The organism is Agrobacterium sp. OT33, assembly GCF_017313365.1.
Lineage (GTDB): Bacteria > Pseudomonadota > Alphaproteobacteria > Rhizobiales > Rhizobiaceae > Agrobacterium > Agrobacterium rhizogenes_A.
Window position 1 is genome coordinate 292635 of the sequence record NZ_JAFLMZ010000003.1, and the last position, 20385, is coordinate 313019.

The following is a 20385-nucleotide window of genomic DNA, read 5'->3' on the forward strand; positions in this document are numbered from 1 at the left end:
TTGCACCAAAAAGCACACAGCCCCTTCCGATACCCCCTCAGCCGTAAACCCTGAGCGGCTCCTCAAAACCCTCATCGTCCGCCGCGGCGGCCGGCATCGCAGCCTCGCATTTGCGCCAGCCGATCTTGCCCTTCAGCCGTTGATGCACGTCGTCACCAACAGGCACCACCAGCACCCGGTTCGGGTCGACCGGACCCGGAAAATCGAGCGCCGCATAAGCGACCTTCTCGAAACCGAGCGGCATATAATAGGGCGGATCGCCGATCAGGATAACGGCTTCGGAGCCCTTGCGCCGGGCCGCCGCAATGGCAATCCGCACCAGTTCCCGGCCGATGCCCTTGTTCTTGTGCGAGGGCCGCACCGCGAGCGGGCCAAGCATATGGCCCTTCACATCACCCGCCAGAACCGGCGTCATGCGCACCGAAGCAATCGTCTCGCCATCATCGGCGCAGACAAAGGACAGCGACCGGTCATGGGGGCCCTGCTCGCGGATGCGCGCTGCGGCACGGGTGTGCCGGCCGGGACCAAAAGCTTCTTCGTTGATGACTTCGATGATGGCGTCGTGCGACGCGTCCTCGGTGAGGTAGACAAGATCGTGCTTGGACATGAAGAGACCGAAACTTCCAGAATGCGGATGCGACAATAGGTGACGGCTGCGCCGGTAAGGGCGTTCAGGAGCGTCAGCGTCGTCGGAGCATCCGTGGTTCGATCATAGTCAGCAATTTCCTCAGATTTGTGAAAATCGCAATTATCAGGAAAATTCAAACCCGTCCAGAACAAATCTTATGCCTGCCCCATTCAGCCCATGCAGGACCGGAAACGCATTGTTCAACGCCTTGCGGGTTCGCGGCGTGGCGTGAAACGGGTAAGATCGCCATCAAGGAAACACATAAGGAGATCGTCATGGGCATGCTGGTGGAAGGCGTATGGAAAGACGTCTGGTACGACACCAAGGAAACCAAGGGGCATTTCAAGCGCGGCGCCTCGCAGTTCCGCAACTGGGTGACGGTCGACGGCGCCCCCGGCCCTTCGGGAGAAGGCGGTTTCAAGGCGGAGAAGGATCGCTACCACCTCTATGTCTCCTTCGCCTGCCCCTGGGCGCATCGGACGCTGATTTTCCGCAAGCTGAAAAAGCTGGAAGACCTGATCTCCGTCTCCGTTGTCGACCCGCTGATGCTGGAAAACGGCTGGGAATTCAAGCCTGAGAGCGAACGCACACCGGGCGCGACCGAAGACCACCTGTTCGGTTCCTCCACGCTCTGGCAGGTCTACACCAAAGCGGACCCCAAATATTCGGGGCGCGTCACCGTGCCGGTGCTCTGGGACAAACAGCGCGGCACCATCGTCTCCAATGAATCGGCGGAGATCATCCGCATGTTCAACTCTGCCTTCAACGATCTCACCGGATCGAAAGCGGATTATTACCCGGAGGCGCTGCGCGCCGAGATCGATGCACTGAACGACGTCATCTACGACACCGTCAATAACGGCGTCTACAAGGCCGGTTTCGCCACCACGCAGGATGCCTATCAGCAGAATGCCGTGAAGGTGTTCGAAACGCTGGACATGCTGGAAGATCGCCTGAAGGACCGGCGCTTCCTGCTCGGTTCAGAACAGACGGAAGCGGACTGGCGCCTTTTCACGACGCTGGTGCGGTTCGATCCGGTTTATGTCGGCCATTTCAAGTGCAACATCCGCCGCATCCACGACTATCCGCACCTGACGGGTTACCTGCGCGATCTCTACCAGACGCCGGGCGTGCCTGATACGGTGGATATGCGCCACATCAAGGAACATTACTACCGCAGCCACCGCACCATCAACCCGACCGGCATCGTGCCCGTCGGCCCGGAGCTGGACCTGACCATGGCCCATGGCCGCGAGGCGCTTTCCTGACGAGAAGCCTCCCGCCGCTACCAGTGGTCGGCGATTTCCGCTTCGCCGGCAAGTTCGGCGAGGCGGCGGCGGGTGGCGGCTGTCACCCCTTCCGGCAAAGCCGAAAGGTCGAAAAAGCCGCTTTCGGCAATTTCATGGTCCGGCTTTTTCAGAGCTGTCTGGCTGACCTCCAGCCGGTAGAGCGCCACGTGGTCGCGATTGCTGCCTTCCAGATTGAGATAGACATGGAAAAGCTGAGGGGTTGAAGCGGCCACGAGGTTGCCCTCCTCGCGGATTTCCTTGTGCAGCGCCATCAGCAGAGTTTCGCCACGCTCCACCCCGCCGCCCGGCAGATACCAGCCCGGCAGATAAGTGTGCCGCACCAGAAAAATCCTGCCCTTTTCATCGAAACAGGCCGCACGCACGCCAAGCGTGGCACCCCGTGTGAGCAGAAAAATGAAATGCAGAAAGCGGATGAAGACACGCATGTGGAACGGACGGGCCTTCTGCCCGGTTGTCTCGTCATTCACCCTGGTTTCTCCCCACCGGCAGGCTTTTATTGGACGTGCCGCATATCATAGGTTATCTCTGCCGCCATGTTCAAACTTGCGCATATTTCAGACGTCCATTTGGGGCCACTGCCAAAGCTCACTTTCCGGGAACTTGCATCCAAGCGTATCACCGGTTTCGTCAACTGGCACCGCAACCGCCGCAAGCATCTCTTCACTGATACGCTGGAAAAGCTGCTCGACGATCTCGAGACAAAATCACCGGATCATCTGGCTATCACCGGCGATCTCGTCAATCTTGCGACCGGCATTGAAATTCGCGCCGCCGCCGACTGGCTGGAGGAAGTGGGCGACCCTGATAAGACGTCCGTCGTTCCCGGCAATCACGACGCCTATGTTTCCGGCGCGCACGACAAGGCCATGCAGGCCTGGTACCCCTACGTGCGCGGCGATGGCGATCCGCCGGAATGGGACGATGACCGCAAGATTTTCCCCTATATGCGCGTGCGTGGCCCGGTCGCACTGATCGGCTGCTCCACCTCGATTGCCACGCCCCCCTTCTCCGCCACCGGCTATTTCGGCAACCGGCAGGCACGCGCCACGGCAGAACTTTTGAAAAAAGCCGGCGAACAGGGGCTGTTCCGCGTGGTGATGATCCATCATCCACCCATCCGCGGCGCCACCGCCACCCACAAGCGCATGATCGGCATCCGCCGTTTCGCAGCGGCGCTGGGCGTCGGCGGGGCGGAACTCGTGCTGCATGGCCATACCCATCTCAACACGGTTTACTGGTTGAATACGCATCACGGGGAAGACCACATTCCGGTCGTCGGCATCGCCTCGGCCAGCCAGGGACCGGGTGGGGAAAAACCGCGCGCGGCCTATAATCTCTTCCACATTTCCGGTGGTCCCGGCACATGGAATGTCGCCTGTGAGCGCCATAGTCTTGATGAGACGGGGACGGGTGTGGCGCTGGAGGATATCAGGGTGTTTTATGAAAACGGGCGGCCGCTGGGGTTTTCGCGGTTGGGGGAATAGGTTCGCTGCCGTGAGGTTGGAGCGTGTGGCTTCCCCCCCTCTGCCCTGCCGGGCATCTCCCCCTCAAGGGGGGAGATCGACTCGTGGTTGGGTCTCGCCCATCTCAAAGGTTGAGAATGAAGTGGTGGTAGCGCCTCCTGCCGATCTCCCCCCTTGAGGGGGAGATGCCCGGCAGGGCAGAGGGGGGTAAAGCCCCACCCTCAAGGCCCACTTACTTAGCCCGCTCTTCCAGCACCCGATTGGCCGCCGAAACGATCGCCTCCAGCGAAGCCGCCACAATATTCGTGTTGACCCCCGCCCCGAACAGCTTGCCGCCCGGATGCTCCATCTCGACATAAGCGATGGCCGAAGCATTCGAGCCATGCTGCAGCGAATGCTCCGAATAATCATTCACCGACAGGTCAATGCCGAGATAGACCGACAGCGCATTGATGAACCCGTCAATCGGGCCGGTTCCCTTGCCCTCGATACGCTTCACCTCACCATTGTCGGTGATCTCGGCGGCAACAATGCGCACCCCCTTGAAATCGCCGGCCGGATAGGTGTGATGATCGACGAACTTGATGCGTGCCTTCGGCTGCGTCACATAACGCTCGATAAAGCGCTCATAGATGCGCTTGGCCGGCAGTTCCACGCCTTCTTCATCGGTGATGCGCTGAATATCCTCGCGGAACTCCACCTGCAGGTTGCGCGGCAGGTTGATGCCGTAATCCTGCTGCAGAATATAGGCGATGCCGCCCTTGCCGGATTGCGAGTTGATGCGGATGATCGCCTCATAGGAGCGGCCGACATCCTTCGGATCGATCGGCAGATAGGGCACTTCCCAGACGGGATGGTTGGCGACCTTGATCGCCTTCATGCCCTTGTTGATCGCATCCTGATGCGAGCCGGAAAAGGCCGTGTAGACCAGTTCGCCGACATAAGGGTGGCGTTCGGGGATCGTCATCTCGTTGGAATATTCGTAAACCGACTTGATGCGCTCGATATCGCGGCAATCCAGCTCAGGATCGACACCCTGCGTATACATGTTCAGCGCCAGCGTCACGACGTCGACATTGCCGGTGCGCTCGCCATTGCCGAACAGCGTGCCTTCGACGCGGTCCGCACCCGCCATCAGGCCCAGCTCGGTCGCGGCAATGCCGGTGCCACGGTCATTATGCGGATGCAGCGAGATGATGACGTTTTCGCGATTATCGATATTGCGGCACATCCATTCGATCTGGTCGGCATAGATGTTCGGCGTCGCCATTTCCACCGTCGAAGGCAGGTTCAGGATCAGCTTGTTATCGGCCGTCGGCTTCACCACCTCGACCACGGCGTTGCAGATTTCCAGCGCCACTTCCAGCTCGGTGCCGGTAAAGCTCTCAGGCGAATATTCGAAGCGGTAACCGCCGCCGGCCTTCGCCGCCATGTCGGTGATCATCTTGGCCGCGTCGACAGCGATCTGCTTGATGCCGTGCACATCCTTGCCGAACACCACGCGGCGCTGCAGTTCCGAAGTGGAATTGTAGAAGTGGATGATCGGCTTGTTGGCGCCTTGCAGCGCCTCGAAGGTGCGGGTGATCAGCTCCGGGCGGCACTGTACCAGCACCTGCAGGGATACATCGTCAGGCACATCGCCTTCTTCCACACACCAGCGGGCGAAATCGAAATCCGTCTGCGAGGCGGAGGGGAAACCGATCTCGATTTCCTTGAAGCCCATTTCGAGCAGCAGCTTGAACATGCGGGCCTTGCGGTCGTGGCCCATGGGGTTGACCAGCGACTGGTTGCCGTCGCGCAGATCCACCGAACACCAGATCGGCGCCTTGTCGATGATCTTGCCCGGCCAGGTGCGGTCAGGGATGTTGATGGTCGGGTAAGGGCGATACTTCACGCTCGCGTCGTTCATGCCCTTGGAAATATTGGTGATCTTGCCGTCCATTTCGCTTCCTCCTTGCGCAGTCCGCGGGCTTCTTCAAGCCATCGGCGGATGCGCGGCCCTTGAGAGCCTAAATCCAGTATAAAATGAGATTTCGAGATGAGGAGCGTTTGCACCAGCGGGCTTTCGGCCGCCGGGCGCTCCTCACTGGACCCGGCAACCGCGTGTAAGGTCGAGGCTAAGAAGCGAGAGTGCACCGCACGGCGAGGCCTTCGCAGAAATCTGCGCGCTCATGCCGAAAATGGTTGCGATGCTGTTGCTCATGGCGACGTGTATAAACAGCGGCTGGCGGTCTGACAAGTGATCTTGTGATGACCGGCGCTATTTTCCAGAATGACTATTCTCCAACATCTCCACAATCCATTTCGCCACTAGCGACTGGCGTGTAGTTCCAAGGCGCGTCGCTTCTCCATCCAGTTCACGCAAAACATTCTCGGGAAGATTAATATCTACACGCACCAAATCCAGTCCCGCATGGCGAGCCGTGGACCAATCTAGATATTCATCGATGTCTTCGCCTTGGTCGAATTTCCTGTCGAACTCTTCAGCGCTGATCGTCTTCATAACACTGTTCCTGTCTCCAGAACGCCGACGGAAATGAGCAGATAAATATTTCTTAAAACAATAAGCACCCTATCTAACAACGTTTCACCACCCGCTGCAACGCCATCATCAGCCCGCCACCGATCAGGCCCCAGAAAGCTCCGGAAACGCCTGCGAAAGACAGGCCCGAGGCCGTGATGAGAAACGTGATCGCCGCCGCCTCTCGCGTCTCCGCTTCCTTGAAAGCCGCGACGGCGGAACCGGAAAAGGCGCCGACCAGCGCCAGCCCCGCCACCGCCTGAATGAGGATCGGTGGCGCCAGCGCCACGAAGGCCGTGACCACGCCAGCCAACAGGCCGAAGATAATGTAACCGACACCGCCGATGATCGCCGCCCAATAGCGCCGTTTGGGGTCGGCATGGGCGTCCTCGCCCGCGCACATCGCCGCGGTGATCGCCGCAAGATTGACGGCATGGCCGCCAAAGGGGGCGGAAAGCAGCGAGAAGAAGCCGGTCGTGGCGAAAAGCGGTCCGGGCTGCGGATCGTAATGATTGACCTTCAGCACCGCGATGCCGGGAATGTTCTGCGAGGCCATGGTAACGATGAACAGCGGCAGCGCGATGGAGACGATGGCGTGCAGGCTGAAGACGGGCGTCACCCACTCCATCGGCGGCGTCAGCGATTGCGCCACGCTATCGAGCGCGCCAGCCGGAATATCGACCCCGAAGATCATGACGAGCACGAAGGCGGCAAGCGCCGCAGGCACGGCGAAAAGCCGCCGGAAAGCACCCACCACGATCCAGGCGAGAATGATCGGCAGGCCAAGCGCCGGGTTGAAACCGATCACCTTGATCGGCGCGAAACACAGGCCGATGATGACACCTGACAGCATGGCATTGGCAAGTGGCGCGGGAATGGAGGCAACCGCCCGCCCGAGCGGCCGGAACAGGCCGGCGATGATGATCAGCACGGCGCAGATGATGAAACCGCCCACCGCCGCCGGAAATCCGCCCTCGATCACGCCCGTGGTCGCCAGCAGGGCCGCACCCGGCGTCGACCACGCGATACTGATCGGCAGCCGTGTGGCGACAGAAAGAACGATGGCGCAAAGCCCCATCGCCACCGAAAGCGCCATCAGCCCGGAAGCCGCCTCGAAATCCGTCGCGCCGACGGCTTTGAGGCCCTGCAACACGACGGCAAAGGAGCTGGCAAAACCGACAAAGGCGGTGAGGCACCCCATGAACAGGCTCTGGACGGAAAAATCTTTCAGCATGAAGCACTCTGCGGCCTGCTGCCTGTCGCAAAAACCGCAGCGGTCTGCATTGACGACGGACAGGAACAAAACTTGAAGCGTGGAGCGCGAATCCGAAGATGGCGACACGCTTTGGATGAAGCATGACTATATTCAGGATCAAAAAAGACAAGGCTTGGCAAGATGAGCGGCCGGGCTTCAGGTACGGGAAACGCGGAAAACGTCATCAAAGTTTAGCGACAGGGGGCTAATCCTCACGGCATCCACAACAGCAGGGCAGCCGCCACAAGAGGGATCGTCTCCATGTTTCGCATCGCCACCATCGCCGCTTTTTGCCTTGTGGCACTTCCGGCCGCCGCGCAGACCCCGCCAGTGCCGGCCTTTCTTGGCCAGATCGTCGTTCCTTCGGGCCTCTCCATCAATGGCGTCGCCTTCGGCGGCATTTCGGATCTCGCCTTCGACAGTGAAACCGGCCGTTATCTCGCTGTTTCCGATGATCGTGTGGAAAATGGTCCCGCCCGCTATTACGAGCTGGAACTGGCCGTCACGGACGGCATCGTTAAGCTGAACATCGCCGCCACGCGGGAATTGAAGGATGAGGCCGGCGCAGCCTTCGCCCTAAAGGGCATCGATGCCGAGGGAATAGCGCTCGACCGTAAGGGCGGCAAGCTCTACTGGTCATCCGAGCGTGACCTCAAGAACCAGCCCGCGCTTTATGCCTCGGACCTCGATGGCGGCAATGTCAAGCGGCTGGAATTGCCCGACGCCTATCTCGTCGATGATGCAAAGACCAAGGGGGTACAGAACAATCTCGCCTTCGAGGGCCTGACGCTGATGCCCGGCCGGCTGATCGCCGCCACCGAAAATGCCTTGATCCAGGACGGCCCGAAGGCGACGCCACAGGCCGGCAGCCCGGCCCGTATCCTCGTGATCGACACGACGACGCTGAAGCCGGCCGCGGAACATGTCTATGTCACCGAGGCGATCTCGAAGACCCCGACAGCCGCCGAGCCGAAATATAACGACAATGGTCTCTCCGCCATCGAGGCCCTGCCGGATGGCCGTTTCGTTGCCGTCGAGCGCAATTTCGCTTCCGGGGTCGGCAACCATATCCGCTTTTTCATCGCCGACCTCTCCCGCGCCGACAATATTCTCGGCAGGGACAAGATCGATCAGGCATCCGTGACCGCCGTATCCAAATCAGCGTGGTTCGAAATCAACGAAGGCGATTTCGGCCTCGATATCGACAATATCGAAAGCTTCGCCTTCGGGCCGGTGGTGGATGGCAAGCAGCTCTTCGTCATCGCCTCGGACGACAATTTCAATCCGGGCAAGCAGTTCACCCAGTTTGCGCTCTTCGCAATTCCCGCAAATTTGGGTCAGTAGGATCCGTGATGACGCAGGATACCGGCTCCGGCAACGGTCGGGGCCGGTATTGGCAACCGGCTCGGCCAGGCGAAGGAAGCAGCTACCAGCGGAGAAACCGGGACCCGGCAAAAGCGCCGATCAGGCCCATGACAAGAATGCCGAGCGAATACCAGATCAGCACGAATGCCATGCCGTTTTCGGTGCAGAACCAGGAATAGACCCACGCCCCGGCTGCACCCGCGGCGATGCCCGCCGCAAAACCGGCAAGCGCGGGATCGGCGGGCGCGGAGCGTTTGAGAACCGACAAATTCGCCAGAAACATGGGAAATGCAAAAGCCACGATCAAAAACGGGCAATGCAGAGCCGACGATCCCAGAATAAGGGTGCGGTAGCTGCCCGGCAGGGCAAAGCCCAGCTGGACGAATGCGATTGCCGCCATTGCAACGAAAATCACCGCCAGCAATGCAAAAAAGCAGCCACGATCGCCATCCGGCCGGGCAAGGCGCCGGACAGCGAGGAACGCGACCACGGCCAGCACGGCATTGTAAGCGGACTTGATCCAGAAACCCAGTTCAGTGAAAGCATCATCCATATCGCTGCGCAGCCCGAGAATGACGAACATCAGCAGAAGCGAAATGCAGAGCGCGGGCAAGACGGCCAGCAGCAGCCTGCGCTCCAGCGCCGAAACGGGCACAGGCCTGAGGTCGCCCGCCAGTTGATCAATGATGTCTTCCGTCTTTCTCACGTGTCTCCCCGCAACCTTGCCGCCAGGACTTTCAGCGTCCTGTGAATGCCGACCCGTGCCGCAAGCTCGGTCTGGCCGGACTTTTTTGCCGCTTCTGCAATTGACTGACCTTCAAGTTTCACATTGCGAATGAGGTCTCGTTGCCGCTCCGGCAAATCGTCGAGCAGGCGTTCCACATCCATGCGCGCCGTCACCGCATCGACAGTCGGTTCGGCTTCCAGCGTCTCATCCAGTTCGACTTCCGCCAGCATCCGCGCGCCCCTGCCCCGATAATGGTCGATGAGCTTGTAGCGCGCGATTGCAAAGAACCAGGCCGTGAACGGTCGCGCACGATCATAGGTCTCCCGTTTGGCGTGAAGCGACAACAGGGTTTCCTGCACAAGATCCTCCACATCGCCTCGGGATGAGGAGGCCATGCGCCGCCCGTAATAGGCGACCAACAGCCGGCGCAACGCATGGAGCAAATGCCTGTAGGCGCTTTCGTCCCCGTCAAGGGAACGCAGCATCAGCATCTTTAATGTCTCTTCCGAAAGGCTGCCTGTCATCGTCACTGTCGGGTTATTCGCAGTCCATACGATATTGTTACATAATGGCTGAAAAAAAATCTCGCCCGAATATTCCGTCACAAGCACGTGAAGCTGTAACGGCGGGCTGTTTCCGAGCGAATGGACGATCGTGAGCCACGGCACGACGCCGCCGGACATAAAACAACGTCCCAGAGGAGACCTTTCATGACCCGCATTTTTGCGACCATCGCCACCGCTTCCATGCTGTCGGCCCTCTCTTTCACAGGTATCGCCCATGCCGACAGCATGAAGACCGATACGATGAAAAAAGACGCCATGCACAGCGACACCACGCAGACGGAAATGACGAAAAAGGACGGCATGCCAATGGCGGACAAGAAGGACTGCATGCACAAGGCCGGCATGGAAATGGACAAGATGAAGAAGGCCGACATGATGAAGGCCTGCGACACCATGCAATGATGGCTGGCCTGCGACAGCGCAGGACCGGAAACGCGGCATAAGCCGCCAGGAACGGAAAAGCCCGCACCGGCCACTGCCAGTACGGGCTTTTTAAAGAGATATCAGAAGCTCAGAGCTCCGACTGGCTTTCGACGATCTTGCCGACGAGACCGTAATCCTTGGCCTCTTCCGCACTCAGCCAGTAATCGCGATCGATATCCTTGGCGATCTTTTCTTCGCTCTGGCCGGTGGCCTTGGAGAAGATCTTGATCAGGCGCTGGTTCATCTTGATGATTTCACGGGCCTGGATTTCGATGTCGGATGCCATGCCACGCGTACCGCCGGAGGGTTGGTGCAGCAGGAAGCGGGTGTTCGGCAGGCAAAGGCGACGTTCCTTCGGCACCGAAACATAGATCAGCGCACCGGCGGAAGCGACCCAGCCCGTGCCGATGATATAGACCTTCGGCTTGATGAACTTGATCATGTCGTGGATGGAATCACCCGATTCGACGTGACCGCCCGGCGAATTGACGTAAACGCGAATGTCGTCGTCACCGGCGGCCGCAAGAGCCACGAGCTGCGTGCAGACCTTCTGCGCCAGTTCCTGCGTGATGCCACCATAGATGAAGATCGAACGCGACTTGAAAAGATTCGCTTCCGTTTCCTTGCCGATCGGCAGTTCCTTGCTCTTGTCGTCTTCGTCTTCGTTCATCAACGGCTCTCCAGCGTAATTCATGCATGCCCTTCGGACATAGTGCGACTTGTTACGTAAGGCAATGAGCGAAAAAGGCAAGGTTTTCGCCCGAACAATAAACAGGACCCCCGGCAGATGACGCATGGACAGCATCCTGACGTTCACGATATCGTCGGCGCCTCATTGCAGTGCCGCCCGTGCCGGAAGCCCAAGAGCCTGTCCGGCGGCAACAATCAAAAGAGGGAACCATGCTGAAAAGACTAAGCCTTGCCGCTGCCGCGCTCGGCGCTACCGCCCTGCCCGCCTTCGCCCATTTGAACCCGGAAGAACACGGTTCCTTCATGGCGGGCGTTTCCCACCCGTTTTTCGGCGCGGATCATATTCTCGCCATGGTCGCCGTCGGCATCTGGGCCTCGCAGATCGCCATGGCCGGCAGTGACCGCAAGGCCTTGTGGCTCGTGCCGTCCGCCTTTGTCGGCACCATGGCCGCCGGCTTCCTGATGGCGGTTTACGGCATCGATCTTCCCTTCGTCGAACCCGCCATTCTCGCCTCGGTCATCGGCCTCGGCCTGCTGGTCGCGGCGGCGGTAAAGCTGCCGACAGCGGCAGCTGCGGCGGTTGTCGGCGCTTTCGCGCTTTTCCACGGCCACGCCCATGGCGGTGAACTGGGCAGCGCCGGCGCCTGGCAATTCGGCCTTGGCTTCATGATCGCCACCGCGCTGCTGCATCTGGCCGGCATCGCGCTCGGCCTTGGCATTGCCCGTTTCGGCTCGGCGGCAAGCCGCACCATCGGCGCGCTGACGGCAATCGCCGGCCTGTCGCTTGCCCTCGGCGGCTGACGATCATTACCGAAATTTAAAATTCGGGCCGCTTTGAAAAGCCTGAATTGAGGCCTACCTCCTTATCGTGGATTTACGCTTCACGGTAAGGAGGCAGCATATGTCACCGGAAGAAAGCCAGCTTCTCAAGGGCCTGTTCGACAGGACCAAAACCGCATCCGCCACCCCGCGTGACCGCGAGGCGGAAACATTGATCGCAGACGCCGTGCGCGATCAACCCGCAGCCCCCTATTATCTCGCCCAGGCGGTGATCGTTCAGGAAAAAGGGCTGGAGGCGGCAGCAGCCCATATCAGGCAGCTCGAAGACCGCATCCATGTGCTGGAAAGCGGTAATAACACCCCGCAGGCAGCCGCACAGGGCGGGTTCCTCAGTTCAATCTTCGGGACAGGACAATCGCAGCAGCCCTCACCGACGCCAGCCCCTGCCGCCGCGCCAACCTCATGGCGCAATGATACCGCCGGCCAGACGGCTGGCCCCTGGGGATCGCCGGCCGGTCAGCAGCAACCCGGCGGCCCGTGGAGCCAGCAACCCACCGCCGTCGGGCGTTCGGGTGGTGGCTTTCTGCAGGGCGCGCTCGGCACCGCCGCCGGCGTCGCGGGCGGCATGCTGCTTGCCAATTCGTTGAGCGGCATTTTCGGCAGCCACATGTCGTCGCTGGGGCTCGGTTCACCCTTCGGCGGCGGTAATGCCGCAGGCAACGCCCCCGTCGAGGAAACCGTCGTCAACAATTATTACGGCGACAGCGCCAATCAGCAAAGTAACGACGACGACGACAATATCCAGCAGGCCGACTATGGCGACAATGCTGACGACGCTGATTTCGATTCAGGCGACGACGGTTCGTTCGCCTGAATCTTCACACGCTAAACAGCCGGATCAGCCGCGACCGCGATAGGTCGCAACACCCTGATCCGGCAGCCATACGCCTTCGGGCGCCGGCCCGGTCTGCCAGAAGACGTCGATCGGGATGCCGCCACGCGGATACCAGTAAGCGCCGATCCTGAGCCATTTCGGCTGTAACAGTTCCACCAGACGCTTGGCGATATAGACGGAGCAATCCTCGTGGAATGCGCCGTGGTTGCGGAAGGACTGCAGGAACAGCTTCAGCGACTTCGATTCCACCAGGAAATCGCCCGGGATGTAATCGATGACGATATGGGCGAAATCCGGCTGGCCGGTCATCGGGCAAAGCGAGGTGAATTCGGGCGCGGTGAAGCGCACCACGTAATCAGTGCCGGCATTGCCGTTCGGCACCTTTTCGAGAATGGCCTTTTCCGGGCTCTCGGGCGTATCGACCTTCGTGCCCAGCTGCGACAGGCCGGAAACATCCGTCACGGACATGGAAAACTCCTGACTACTTATACAATGACTTTGACGCCATGCGCCTTTTCGCCCTCAGGCTCGACGTGAATGGCAAGGCTGGCGCCCGGTATGACCTCCCTTATGGCATCTTCAAGGCGGTCGCAAATATCATGCGCCTCCCGCACCGTCATCGTGGCCGGAACGACCACGTGGAAATCGATGAAGGCGGCCGAACCGGCACGGCGAGTCCTGAGGTCATGCACGCCGATGACGCCGCCGGAATTGTCCGCGATCGCCTTCTTGATCGCCTCGTCTTCCTCGGGCTCCACCGCGCGATCCATCAGCCCGCCAAGCGAATGCATGATGACCTTCGATCCCTGAAACAGGATGTTGATGGCGACCAATATGGCAAGCAGCGGATCGAGAATGGCGTAACCCGTCACAAGCGCCAGAATGAGCCCGACGAGAACGCCCGCTGAAGTCACCACATCCGACATGATGTGATGGCCATCGGCGGCAAGCGCCGGCGAGGCGTATTTCCGGCCGACCCGGATCAGGGTCGTTGCCCAGACCGCATTGATGACCGCCGCCGCCGCGTTGATGGCAAGACCCAGAACCGGCGCCTCCGGCAGCTTCGGATTAAAGAGACCGCCCCATGCCTCCTGCACGATCAGCAGCGCGGCAACGACGATCAGCACGCCTTCCACCACGGCGGAAATATATTCCGCCTTGTGATGGCCGAACTGGTGATCGTCATCGGCAGGCTTCTGCGCATAACGAATGACGAAATAGGCGATGAAGGCCGCCACCACGTTGACGGTCGATTCCAGACCATCGGACAGAAGTGCGACGGACCCCGTGACCCACCATGCCAGAAGCTTGAGGCCCAGCACGCCGAAAGAAAGTGGAATGCCCCAGAATGCGAGCTTCCTTACCAGTGCATTGCCTTCACTGTTCATTTTTGCCCCCGTGCGGATGCGAACGAATTGCATGACCGACTGCCAAAACGCACGAACCGCGCGCACGGGGTCTCCGTGCGCGCGGTTCGCTATTGGGGTTTTCTATCGTTCAAACCGCAGGCAAGGTCAAGAGCCTCAAGGTCGCATCAACGACCTCAATCCCCGCTTTTCTGTTCGCAGAAACGGATGCGGTTGCCGAAGGGATCGGTGACTTCCATCACATCGCCCCAGGGCAATTCTTCGACGCCCGGCTTCATGAAGCGATAGTCATGCGCCGCCAGTTCCTGCTGATAGGCGTGAACGCCGCGCATGGTGACGAAGATGTTGGAGCCCGGCGTCGCATCGCCGTGATGACCGCTGAGGTGCAGCCCCATTCCGGCACGCGAAACCTGCATGTAGAGCGGGAAATTGTCTCCGAAGCGATGTTCCCAGTCGATCTCGAAACCGAGAAAATCGACATAGAATTCCCGGGCCTTGGCCTCGTCGAAAATCCTGACGATCGGGAAGGTCCGCTCGAAACCGATGTCTGAAAGGCTGTGCTTTTCGGCGTCGCGCATGCCCACTTCCCGCTTTTTAAGGCCATGAAAAAATACCGGCCGCAACAGGTGCGGCCGGTATCGTCAACTTATTCGGCGGCGACGATCTTGCCGTCCTGCCACTTGAAGAGCGAGAAGGTCTGCGACGTCAGGTCGCCATTCTCGCCATAGGTGACCTTGCCGATTGCCGTGGCGAAAGCATCGCCGCTCTTCAGAGCCGTGGCGACCGCTTCGGAGTCCTTAGCGCTTCCGGCCTTCTCGATGCCGGCCTTCAGTACTTCGACGGCGGCATAGGCGTTGAGGGTGAAGGCTTCCGCCGGAATGTTGGCGGCCTTCAGCGCTTCGGCTGCGGCCTTGGAGTCGTCGTTCTTCAGCGCGTCGGAGGCGTTGGTGAAGATGGTGCCTTCGCCAGCCTGCGAACCGATGTTCCAGAACTCGCTGTTCGACAGGCCGTCACCGCCGATGACGGCAGCCTTGGAGCCGATGTCCTTCAGCTGGCGCACCAGAAGACCGGCTTCCGGATGGTAACCGCCGAAATAGACGATATCGGCATTGTCGGATTTCAGGCGGGCTGTCAGCGCGCCGAGATCCTTTTCGCCGGGTGTCAGGGCATCATAGAGAACTTCGGTCACGCCACCGGCATTCAGCGTTGCCTTGAAGGCATCCGCAAGACCTTTACCGTAAGCGCCCTTGTCGTGAATGATGGCGATCTTCTTGTCCTTGAGGTTGGCGAGAACGTATTTCGCCGCAACCTCGGCCTGCTGGTCGTCACGACCGCAGGTGCGGAAGACGTTGGAAAGGCCACGGTTGGTCAGGCCCGGAGCAGTTGCCGTCGGGGTGATCATCAGCACGCCGTTTTCGGCAAAGACATCCGAAGCCGGAATGGCGACGCCAGACGTCACCGGACCGACGACGAAATGAATGCCTTCGGCAACGAGCTGGTTGGCCGCGGAAACGCCCTGCTTGGGCTCGCCGCCATCGTCGGCCAGCTTCAGCACGACCTGTTCGCCGAGGATGCCGCCCTTTTTGTTGATTTCATTGACTGCCGTTTGGGCGCCGTTCTTGACCTGGTCGCCATAGGCGGCAACAGGGCCGGTGAGCGGTGCAATCAGGCCGATGACGATTTCGGCATGGGCAAGGGGTGCGAATGCGAAGGACGCTGCGAGCGTCACGCTGGTCAATGTCTTCAGTTTCATCCTGGTGTCTCCTTAAAAGGGGTCGCGGACCCGGTGAGCGCCATGGGCGTCGACCGAATGAAACTATCGGACGCCTCCCGGCGAAAACTCGTTCCATGTTTGAATTCCGAGCCTTCAGTCTCAACTCATACGGAAGGTTTGATGACTTATGCAAGTCACCTTTGTTGGATAAGGTCTATTACCTGTAAATCAATCGCCCCGCCCGTCATGATTGCGCCATCAGAACCCATAATCCGCGCGTCGTAAAGCCTTGGCGTTTGGCCGCCGCGGGAGGATAATGCCGGCATGATCGCAGCCGATGACGCATTTCTGACGGGCCTTCCCGTCTTCCGACATTTTGAAGACGTGGCAGACCCGGCGCTTTACCGCGCCCTGCCCTCGGGATGGGGGCTGGCCATCGCCGATATCGTCGATTCGACGGCGGCAATCGGCGCCGGCCGATACAAGGCCGTGAACATGGCGGGTGCGGCAGTCATTTCAGGCATTTCGAACAGTCTCGGCCGCCACGACCTGCCCTTCGTGTTCGGCGGCGATGGTGCCGCCGTCGCGGTGCCCGCCGATGGATTGCCTCTTGCTGGCCGCACGCTTTCGAATGTCCAGCGCTGGGTGAAGGACGATCTCGACCTTGCGATGCGGGTTGCCCTTGTTCCCATAGAGGACATCCGCGCCAACGGCTTCGATGTCCGCGTCGCACGCTTCCAGGCGAGTGAAGACGTTTCCTATGCGATGTTTTCGGGCGGCGGCAACAGCTGGGCCGAAGCAAGGATGAAGCAAGGGCAATATAGCCTGCCGGCGGCCGGGACAGGTGAGCGCCCCGATCTCACCGGTCTTTCATGCCGCTGGAATCCCATACCGGCGAGCCACGGCAAGGTCGTCTCGATCATCGCCGTGCCGGGACCGGCGCGGGATATGCCGGCCTTCCGCCAGCTCGTCGTCGATCTCGTCGACCTGGCCGCACAGGATGCAAGAGATGGCCACCCCGTTCCGGAGGACGGGCCGAAACTCGGCTTCGTGAAGGAAGGCCTTGGCCTCGAAGCCAGGGCTGGCGCGGCATATCGGGATGGATGGGGACAGAAGCGCCGCTCATTGCGCATCCTCGGCGAAAGCCTGCTGGTCAATCTTCTCGACCTGACGGGACTGTCGCTCGGCCGGTTCAACGCCACACGTTACCGGCGTTCGGTGGCCAGCAACACCGATTTCCGGAAATTCGACGATGGCCTGAAGATGACGGTGGACATCGATGCGGAACGGCTTGAAGAAATCCGCGCCCGGCTGGAACAGGGCCGCCTGTCCGGAACCTGTTATTTCGGCCTGCACGAACAGGACGCCGCCCTGATGACCTGTATCGTGCCCTCCCCGCTTTCAAGGGACCACATGCATTTCGTGGATGGCGCCGACGGCGGATATGCGGCCGCGGCCAGCCGCCTCAAGCAACAGATGCAGGCTGCGCCATTACCCTGAAATCCGCTGAATCGGGAAACGCAGTCGCCTCGGCCAACGGTCCGTCAGGCCGAAGGCCCACACCGGACGCGATGACTAAAACGAAAAACCGGCGTCGTGCGCCGGTTTCAATGGGACAGGCTGCCGTGAAGGCCCTGGAAAATGGCTGCGCGCTCAGGCCGCTGTCTTGCTGCTCTTCTGCACCTGACAATAAATTTCCTCGAGGGAGGCGAGGATTTTTTTAACGGATTCGGAGTTGCTGGAATAATAGATGGTCTGCGCATCCCGTCGTGTCTTGACCAGCCGCTGCGCACGCAATTTCGAAAGATGCTGCGAAAGAGCGGACTGGCTGAGACCAACCTGTGAGGCGAGAACACCGACCGGCACTTCCGTATCCACCAGCGTACATAAGATCATCAGGCGCTTGGGATTCGCCATCGCTGAGAGCAAGTCTGCAGCGGCGATGCTATGTTCCGACAGAGATTGGTTATCCATACGCTCAAGTCTCCTGATGACAGTCGGAAAGACCGTCATGGTGGCTATAATAGGTGTTCCAAAAGGTGCTTTTATAATTCAGCGAATACGTTGTATATACCTAAATCTTGCTTATATCGTGTCCCTTTCAAAGACTATTCTTCTCCGGTTATTTACTTAAAATATTGCGACTAAATTATCATCCTTTTGCATGATTTTTGTCAATTTCGCAATAAATTCATGTATTAGCAGCAGTATTTATAAGCAATAATCGATGAAAATTTGAGCGTATAAATCCTGACAGGCAATGCCCGAATTTGAGGCTATAATCTTATACCACCTTAAATTTAGCAACGCGCCACAGAATCTAGATTAACTTTGCGCAATTTTCTCAAAATTTGCAATATGATTTTTATTAGTAATTATTTTCATGCATAACTTCTGATATCAAAAATATTCTTTGCCACCATAGGAAGGTATAACTTGCGCCGCTGGCCTCTCCGAAAAGCACAAAGGGCCCTCCAGTCCGGAAGGCCCTTTGTGCTTTTCAGGCAGGATTAATACTATTTTTTGCGGTGCCGGGTCAGCCCTGTCACGATCTCGTCTGCGGAAATCGTGCCTATGATGGCGCCATTGTCGACGACGCCGATCGCCCCGGAGTGTTTCGCAAGCGTATCGAGAATATCGATCAGCGGCGATGACGGACGGGCCGTGGCGGCCACCGCCAGCCGTCCGTTTCGCTCGTCGACACCCGGTTTCATCACATCTGCCGCAGTCAGCATCGAGATCGGGTTCATGTTCTGCACGAAATCGGCGACATATTGCGTGGCCGGCTGCTTGACGATCTGCTGTGGCGTGCCGCACTGGATGATCCGCCCGCCCTCCATCATGGCGATGCGGTTGCCGATGCGGAAGGCTTCGTCCAGATCGTGACTGACGAAGAGAATGGTCTTCTTCAGCCGGCTCTGGAATTCCAGCAGCTCGTCCTGCAGACGGCTTCTGATGAGAGGATCAAGCGCCGAAAACGGCTCGTCCATCAAGAGAATAGGCGCTCCCGTGGCAAAGGCCCGGGCCAGCCCCACACGCTGCTGCATGCCGCCGGAAAGTTCGCCCACCTTGCGGTCGGCCCAGGCGGAAAGGTTCACCAGCTCCAGCTGCTCGGCCACCATCCGCTTGCGCTCGGCCTCAGGCACGCCGGAAAGCTCAAGCCCGAAACCGACATTGTCGGCCACATTGCGCCACGGCAGAAGGCCGAATTGCTGGAACACCATGGAAACCGTATGCATGCGCAGGTCGCGCAGCGTTTTCGCCGGGCAGCGATAGGGATCGACATAACCCGAACTGGTCTTCACGCCGACATTGCCGCGCACCACGGGCGCAAGCCCGTTGACCGCCCGCAGCAGCGTCGATTTGCCGGAGCCGGAAAGCCCCATGAGCACGAGAATCTCGCCTTCCTTGACGGACAGCGAAGCGTTGGCGACACCGAGCACCAGCCCGGTCTCGACATTGATCTCGTCGCGGGTGCTGCCCCCGTCGATCATGGGCAGCGCCGCGTCCGGCCGGTCGCCGAAGACGATATCGACATTTCCGAAGATGATGGCGTCGCTCATAGGTCATCCTCCGTGCCGGGAAGGCGGAAAAGCCGGTCGAGAACGATCGCCAGTATGACGATGCACAGGCCGGCCTCGAAGCCCATGGCGATATTGACGGTGTTGAGCGCACGCACCACCGGCACACCCAGACCATTCGCCCCCACGAGGGCGGAGATGACCACCATCGACAGCGACAGCATGATCGTCTGGGTCAGTCCCGCCATGATCTGCGGCGCAGCGAAGGGAAGCTCCACCTTGCGCAGAACCTGCGACGGCGTGGCACCGAAGGCGACCGCCGCCTCCACCAGCGCCGGCGGCGTCGAAACGATGCCGAGGCGGGTAAGCCGCACGGGAGCCGGAATGGCGAAGATGACGGTGGCGATGAGCCCCGGAACCATGCCGAGGCCGAAAAGCACCAACGCCGGAATGAGGTAAACGAAGGTGGGGATCGTCTGCATCAGGTCCAGCACGGGACGCATGCCGGCATAGATCCACTTGCGCCGCGCCGCCAATATGCCGAGCGGTATGCCGATGATCATGCACACGGCGCTGGCGGCGATGACCAGCGCAAGCGTTTCCGTCGTCGCTTTCCAGTAACCGAGATTGATGATGAGCAGCAGGCCGAGCGCCGTGAACACCGGCATGCCCACGGAGCGGCGCGTCCAGGCCGACAGCGCCGTCACGATCGCGACGATGATGAGCGGGTGCGGCGCCTGCAGGACAAACAGCAGGGCGTTGATGACGCTTTGGAAAATGAAGGAAAGCCAATCGAAGAAAAAAGCGAGATTGCCGGTCAGCCAGTCGATGGCCTCCTTGGCATATCGGCCGACAGGCAGGCGGTTTTCAGGAGCGCTGAGCCATTCCACGGTAAGAAAAGACCTTTCGTGAATGAGAGCAATTCCAGCAAAAAAGCGGAGCGATCTTGCGTCCGGAATTGCGCAGGCAAAAAGATTTGAAGCATTGACGGTGATGCCGTTCGACCGGCAACACGCCAATGCAGAAACAATGGCCGGCAGCAAAACTGCCGGACGCGGTGCTGACGCATGACCTCATGCCGGGAAAATCAGCGGAGCAAGGTCATGCATGGAGATTGTCATTTCCCGCTGCGTCCGGCTTCTCGCGGGAGAACCGGGCGC

At 59.7% G+C, this 20385-nt stretch carries 23 protein-coding genes; 8 read left to right on the forward strand and 15 right to left on the reverse strand.

Annotated features, from left to right (window positions below):
- Positions 1–37: 37 nt before the first annotated feature.
- The gene (locus JZX88_RS08935; RefSeq protein WP_174030000.1) at positions 38–607 is read right to left on the reverse strand and encodes a GNAT family N-acetyltransferase; all 570 of its coding nucleotides are present in this window, start codon (positions 605–607) and stop codon (positions 38–40) included.
- Positions 608–903: 296 nt separating this feature from the next.
- On the opposite strand from JZX88_RS08935, the gene JZX88_RS08940 reads away from it, so the two are divergent.
- Positions 904–1896 carry a glutathione S-transferase family protein gene (locus tag JZX88_RS08940; protein WP_206913310.1) on the forward strand — a complete coding sequence of 331 codons (993 nt, stop codon included), beginning with the start codon at positions 904–906 and terminating at the stop codon, positions 1894–1896.
- Positions 1897–1913: 17 nt separating this feature from the next.
- Here the strand turns inward: JZX88_RS08940 and JZX88_RS08945 are convergent, their stop codons facing one another.
- Positions 1914–2405 carry an NUDIX domain-containing protein gene (locus JZX88_RS08945; RefSeq protein ID WP_206913311.1) on the reverse strand — a complete coding sequence of 164 codons (492 nt, stop codon included), beginning with the start codon at positions 2403–2405 and terminating at the stop codon, positions 1914–1916.
- A 66-nt stretch (positions 2406–2471) separates the two neighbouring features.
- Here JZX88_RS08945 and JZX88_RS08950 point away from each other — a divergent pair, with 66 nt between their 5' ends.
- A complete protein-coding gene (locus JZX88_RS08950) occupies positions 2472–3422 on the forward strand; it encodes a metallophosphoesterase (RefSeq protein ID WP_206913312.1) in 951 nt (316 codons plus the stop codon).
- A gap of 211 nt (positions 3423–3633) precedes the next feature.
- On the opposite strand, the gene leuA is transcribed toward JZX88_RS08950, so the two are convergent.
- From leuA to JZX88_RS08965, 3 genes are all read right to left on the reverse strand, one after another.
- Positions 3634–5343, reverse strand: coding sequence for a 2-isopropylmalate synthase (gene leuA, locus JZX88_RS08955; RefSeq protein ID WP_206913313.1), 1710 nt, complete (start codon positions 5341–5343; stop codon positions 3634–3636).
- 318 nt (positions 5344–5661) lie between these two features.
- Positions 5662–5904 carry a type II toxin-antitoxin system BrnA family antitoxin gene (gene brnA / locus JZX88_RS08960; RefSeq protein ID WP_193559899.1) on the reverse strand — a complete coding sequence of 81 codons (243 nt, stop codon included), beginning with the start codon at positions 5902–5904 and terminating at the stop codon, positions 5662–5664.
- Positions 5905–5977: 73 nt separating this feature from the next.
- On the reverse strand, positions 5978–7156 hold the full coding sequence (locus JZX88_RS08965; protein ID WP_206913314.1) for a benzoate/H(+) symporter BenE family transporter: 1179 nt from the start codon (positions 7154–7156) through the stop codon (positions 5978–5980).
- Between the two features lie 282 nt (positions 7157–7438).
- On the opposite strand from JZX88_RS08965, the gene JZX88_RS08970 reads away from it, so the two are divergent.
- Entirely contained in the window at positions 7439–8521 is a 1083-nt protein-coding gene (locus JZX88_RS08970) for an esterase-like activity of phytase family protein (RefSeq protein WP_206913315.1), read from the forward strand.
- Positions 8522–8603: 82 nt separating this feature from the next.
- On the opposite strand, the gene JZX88_RS08975 is transcribed toward JZX88_RS08970, so the two are convergent.
- Together JZX88_RS08975 and JZX88_RS08980 are read right to left on the reverse strand one after the other, a co-directional pair.
- Positions 8604–9248 carry an NrsF family protein gene (locus JZX88_RS08975; RefSeq protein ID WP_110756108.1) on the reverse strand — a complete coding sequence of 215 codons (645 nt, stop codon included), beginning with the start codon at positions 9246–9248 and terminating at the stop codon, positions 8604–8606.
- Complete coding sequence (locus JZX88_RS08980) at positions 9245–9793, reverse strand: sigma-70 family RNA polymerase sigma factor (protein ID WP_110756451.1); 549 nt, start codon at positions 9791–9793, stop codon at positions 9245–9247. Before JZX88_RS08980 ends, JZX88_RS08975 begins: the two co-directional genes overlap by 4 nt.
- Before the next feature lie 186 nt (positions 9794–9979).
- On the opposite strand from JZX88_RS08980, the gene JZX88_RS08985 reads away from it, so the two are divergent.
- Positions 9980–10237, forward strand: a complete 258-nt coding sequence (locus JZX88_RS08985; protein WP_206913316.1) for a pentapeptide MXKDX repeat protein — start codon at positions 9980–9982, stop codon at positions 10235–10237.
- Between the two features lie 109 nt (positions 10238–10346).
- On the opposite strand, the gene JZX88_RS08990 is transcribed toward JZX88_RS08985, so the two are convergent.
- A complete protein-coding gene (locus JZX88_RS08990; protein ID WP_065113906.1) occupies positions 10347–10928 on the reverse strand; it encodes an ATP-dependent Clp protease proteolytic subunit in 582 nt (193 codons plus the stop codon).
- A gap of 230 nt (positions 10929–11158) precedes the next feature.
- Between JZX88_RS08990 and JZX88_RS08995 the strand changes: the two genes are divergently transcribed.
- The gene (locus tag JZX88_RS08995; protein WP_206913317.1) at positions 11159–11749 is read left to right on the forward strand and encodes a HupE/UreJ family protein; all 591 of its coding nucleotides are present in this window, start codon (positions 11159–11161) and stop codon (positions 11747–11749) included.
- 100 nt (positions 11750–11849) lie between these two features.
- On the forward strand, positions 11850–12602 hold the full coding sequence (locus JZX88_RS09000) for a DUF2076 domain-containing protein (RefSeq protein ID WP_206913318.1): 753 nt from the start codon (positions 11850–11852) through the stop codon (positions 12600–12602).
- Positions 12603–12626: 24 nt separating this feature from the next.
- On the opposite strand, the gene queF is transcribed toward JZX88_RS09000, so the two are convergent.
- The 4 genes from queF to JZX88_RS09020 all read right to left on the reverse strand — a co-directional run bounded on the left by queF (position 12627) and on the right by JZX88_RS09020 (position 15743).
- Entirely contained in the window at positions 12627–13091 is a 465-nt protein-coding gene (gene queF / locus JZX88_RS09005) for a preQ(1) synthase (protein WP_065113909.1), read from the reverse strand.
- 17 nt (positions 13092–13108) lie between these two features.
- Positions 13109–14011, reverse strand: coding sequence for a cation diffusion facilitator family transporter (locus tag JZX88_RS09010; protein ID WP_065116030.1), 903 nt, complete (start codon positions 14009–14011; stop codon positions 13109–13111).
- 155 nt (positions 14012–14166) lie between these two features.
- Positions 14167–14568: a glyoxalase superfamily protein gene (locus JZX88_RS09015; RefSeq protein ID WP_206913319.1), complete on the reverse strand. Its 402-nt coding sequence runs from the start codon at positions 14566–14568 to the stop codon at positions 14167–14169.
- 68 nt (positions 14569–14636) lie between these two features.
- Positions 14637–15743 carry a branched-chain amino acid ABC transporter substrate-binding protein gene (locus JZX88_RS09020; RefSeq protein ID WP_065113911.1) on the reverse strand — a complete coding sequence of 369 codons (1107 nt, stop codon included), beginning with the start codon at positions 15741–15743 and terminating at the stop codon, positions 14637–14639.
- Between the two features lie 285 nt (positions 15744–16028).
- Here JZX88_RS09020 and JZX88_RS09025 point away from each other — a divergent pair, with 285 nt between their 5' ends.
- Positions 16029–17204, forward strand: coding sequence for a DUF3095 domain-containing protein (locus JZX88_RS09025; protein ID WP_206913320.1), 1176 nt, complete (start codon positions 16029–16031; stop codon positions 17202–17204).
- A gap of 153 nt (positions 17205–17357) precedes the next feature.
- On the opposite strand, the gene JZX88_RS09030 is transcribed toward JZX88_RS09025, so the two are convergent.
- The 3 genes from JZX88_RS09030 to choW form a co-directional block, all read right to left on the reverse strand.
- A complete protein-coding gene (locus JZX88_RS09030) occupies positions 17358–17678 on the reverse strand; it encodes a helix-turn-helix transcriptional regulator (protein ID WP_045019117.1) in 321 nt (106 codons plus the stop codon).
- Between the two features lie 542 nt (positions 17679–18220).
- Positions 18221–19267 (reverse strand): choline ABC transporter ATP-binding protein, encoded by a 1047-nt coding sequence (gene choV / locus JZX88_RS09035; RefSeq protein WP_065113913.1) that lies wholly within the window; start codon positions 19265–19267, stop codon positions 18221–18223.
- Positions 19264–20115 carry a choline ABC transporter permease subunit gene (choW, locus tag JZX88_RS09040; RefSeq protein WP_065116031.1) on the reverse strand — a complete coding sequence of 284 codons (852 nt, stop codon included), beginning with the start codon at positions 20113–20115 and terminating at the stop codon, positions 19264–19266. The genes choV and choW overlap by 4 nt, the downstream gene beginning before the upstream one ends.
- Positions 20116–20137: 22 nt before the next feature.
- On the opposite strand from choW, the gene JZX88_RS09045 reads away from it, so the two are divergent.
- Positions 20138–20296, forward strand: coding sequence for a hypothetical protein (locus tag JZX88_RS09045; protein ID WP_206913322.1), 159 nt, complete (start codon positions 20138–20140; stop codon positions 20294–20296).
- Positions 20297–20385 lie beyond the last annotated feature (89 nt).

What these genes read in the sequence shown, in the direction of transcription:
- JZX88_RS08935 (WP_174030000.1), bottom strand. Translation starts at nt 607, where the DNA reads ATGTCCAAGCACGATCTTGTCTACCTCACCGAGGACGCGTCGCACGAC.
- JZX88_RS08940 (WP_206913310.1), top strand. Translation starts at nt 904, where the DNA reads ATGGGCATGCTGGTGGAAGGCGTATGGAAAGACGTCTGGTACGACACC.
- JZX88_RS08950 (WP_206913312.1), top strand. Translation starts at nt 2,472, where the DNA reads ATGTTCAAACTTGCGCATATTTCAGACGTCCATTTGGGGCCACTGCCA.
- leuA (WP_206913313.1), bottom strand. Translation starts at nt 5,343, where the DNA reads ATGGACGGCAAGATCACCAATATTTCCAAGGGCATGAACGACGCGAGC.
- brnA (WP_193559899.1), bottom strand. Translation starts at nt 5,904, where the DNA reads ATGAAGACGATCAGCGCTGAAGAGTTCGACAGGAAATTCGACCAAGGC.
- JZX88_RS08965 (WP_206913314.1), bottom strand. Translation starts at nt 7,156, where the DNA reads ATGCTGAAAGATTTTTCCGTCCAGAGCCTGTTCATGGGGTGCCTCACC.
- JZX88_RS08970 (WP_206913315.1), top strand. Translation starts at nt 7,439, where the DNA reads ATGTTTCGCATCGCCACCATCGCCGCTTTTTGCCTTGTGGCACTTCCG.
- JZX88_RS08980 (WP_110756451.1), bottom strand. Translation starts at nt 9,793, where the DNA reads ATGACAGGCAGCCTTTCGGAAGAGACATTAAAGATGCTGATGCTGCGT.
- JZX88_RS08985 (WP_206913316.1), top strand. Translation starts at nt 9,980, where the DNA reads ATGACCCGCATTTTTGCGACCATCGCCACCGCTTCCATGCTGTCGGCC.
- JZX88_RS08990 (WP_065113906.1), bottom strand. Translation starts at nt 10,928, where the DNA reads ATGAACGAAGACGAAGACGACAAGAGCAAGGAACTGCCGATCGGCAAG.
- JZX88_RS08995 (WP_206913317.1), top strand. Translation starts at nt 11,159, where the DNA reads ATGCTGAAAAGACTAAGCCTTGCCGCTGCCGCGCTCGGCGCTACCGCC.
- JZX88_RS09000 (WP_206913318.1), top strand. Translation starts at nt 11,850, where the DNA reads ATGTCACCGGAAGAAAGCCAGCTTCTCAAGGGCCTGTTCGACAGGACC.
- queF (WP_065113909.1), bottom strand. Translation starts at nt 13,091, where the DNA reads ATGTCCGTGACGGATGTTTCCGGCCTGTCGCAGCTGGGCACGAAGGTC.
- JZX88_RS09010 (WP_065116030.1), bottom strand. Translation starts at nt 14,011, where the DNA reads ATGAACAGTGAAGGCAATGCACTGGTAAGGAAGCTCGCATTCTGGGGC.
- JZX88_RS09015 (WP_206913319.1), bottom strand. Translation starts at nt 14,568, where the DNA reads ATGCGCGACGCCGAAAAGCACAGCCTTTCAGACATCGGTTTCGAGCGG.
- JZX88_RS09020 (WP_065113911.1), bottom strand. Translation starts at nt 15,743, where the DNA reads ATGAAACTGAAGACATTGACCAGCGTGACGCTCGCAGCGTCCTTCGCA.
- JZX88_RS09025 (WP_206913320.1), top strand. Translation starts at nt 16,029, where the DNA reads ATGATCGCAGCCGATGACGCATTTCTGACGGGCCTTCCCGTCTTCCGA.
- JZX88_RS09030 (WP_045019117.1), bottom strand. Translation starts at nt 17,678, where the DNA reads ATGGATAACCAATCTCTGTCGGAACATAGCATCGCCGCTGCAGACTTG.
- choV (WP_065113913.1), bottom strand. Translation starts at nt 19,267, where the DNA reads ATGAGCGACGCCATCATCTTCGGAAATGTCGATATCGTCTTCGGCGAC.
- JZX88_RS09045 (WP_206913322.1), top strand. Translation starts at nt 20,138, where the DNA reads ATGAGAGCAATTCCAGCAAAAAAGCGGAGCGATCTTGCGTCCGGAATT.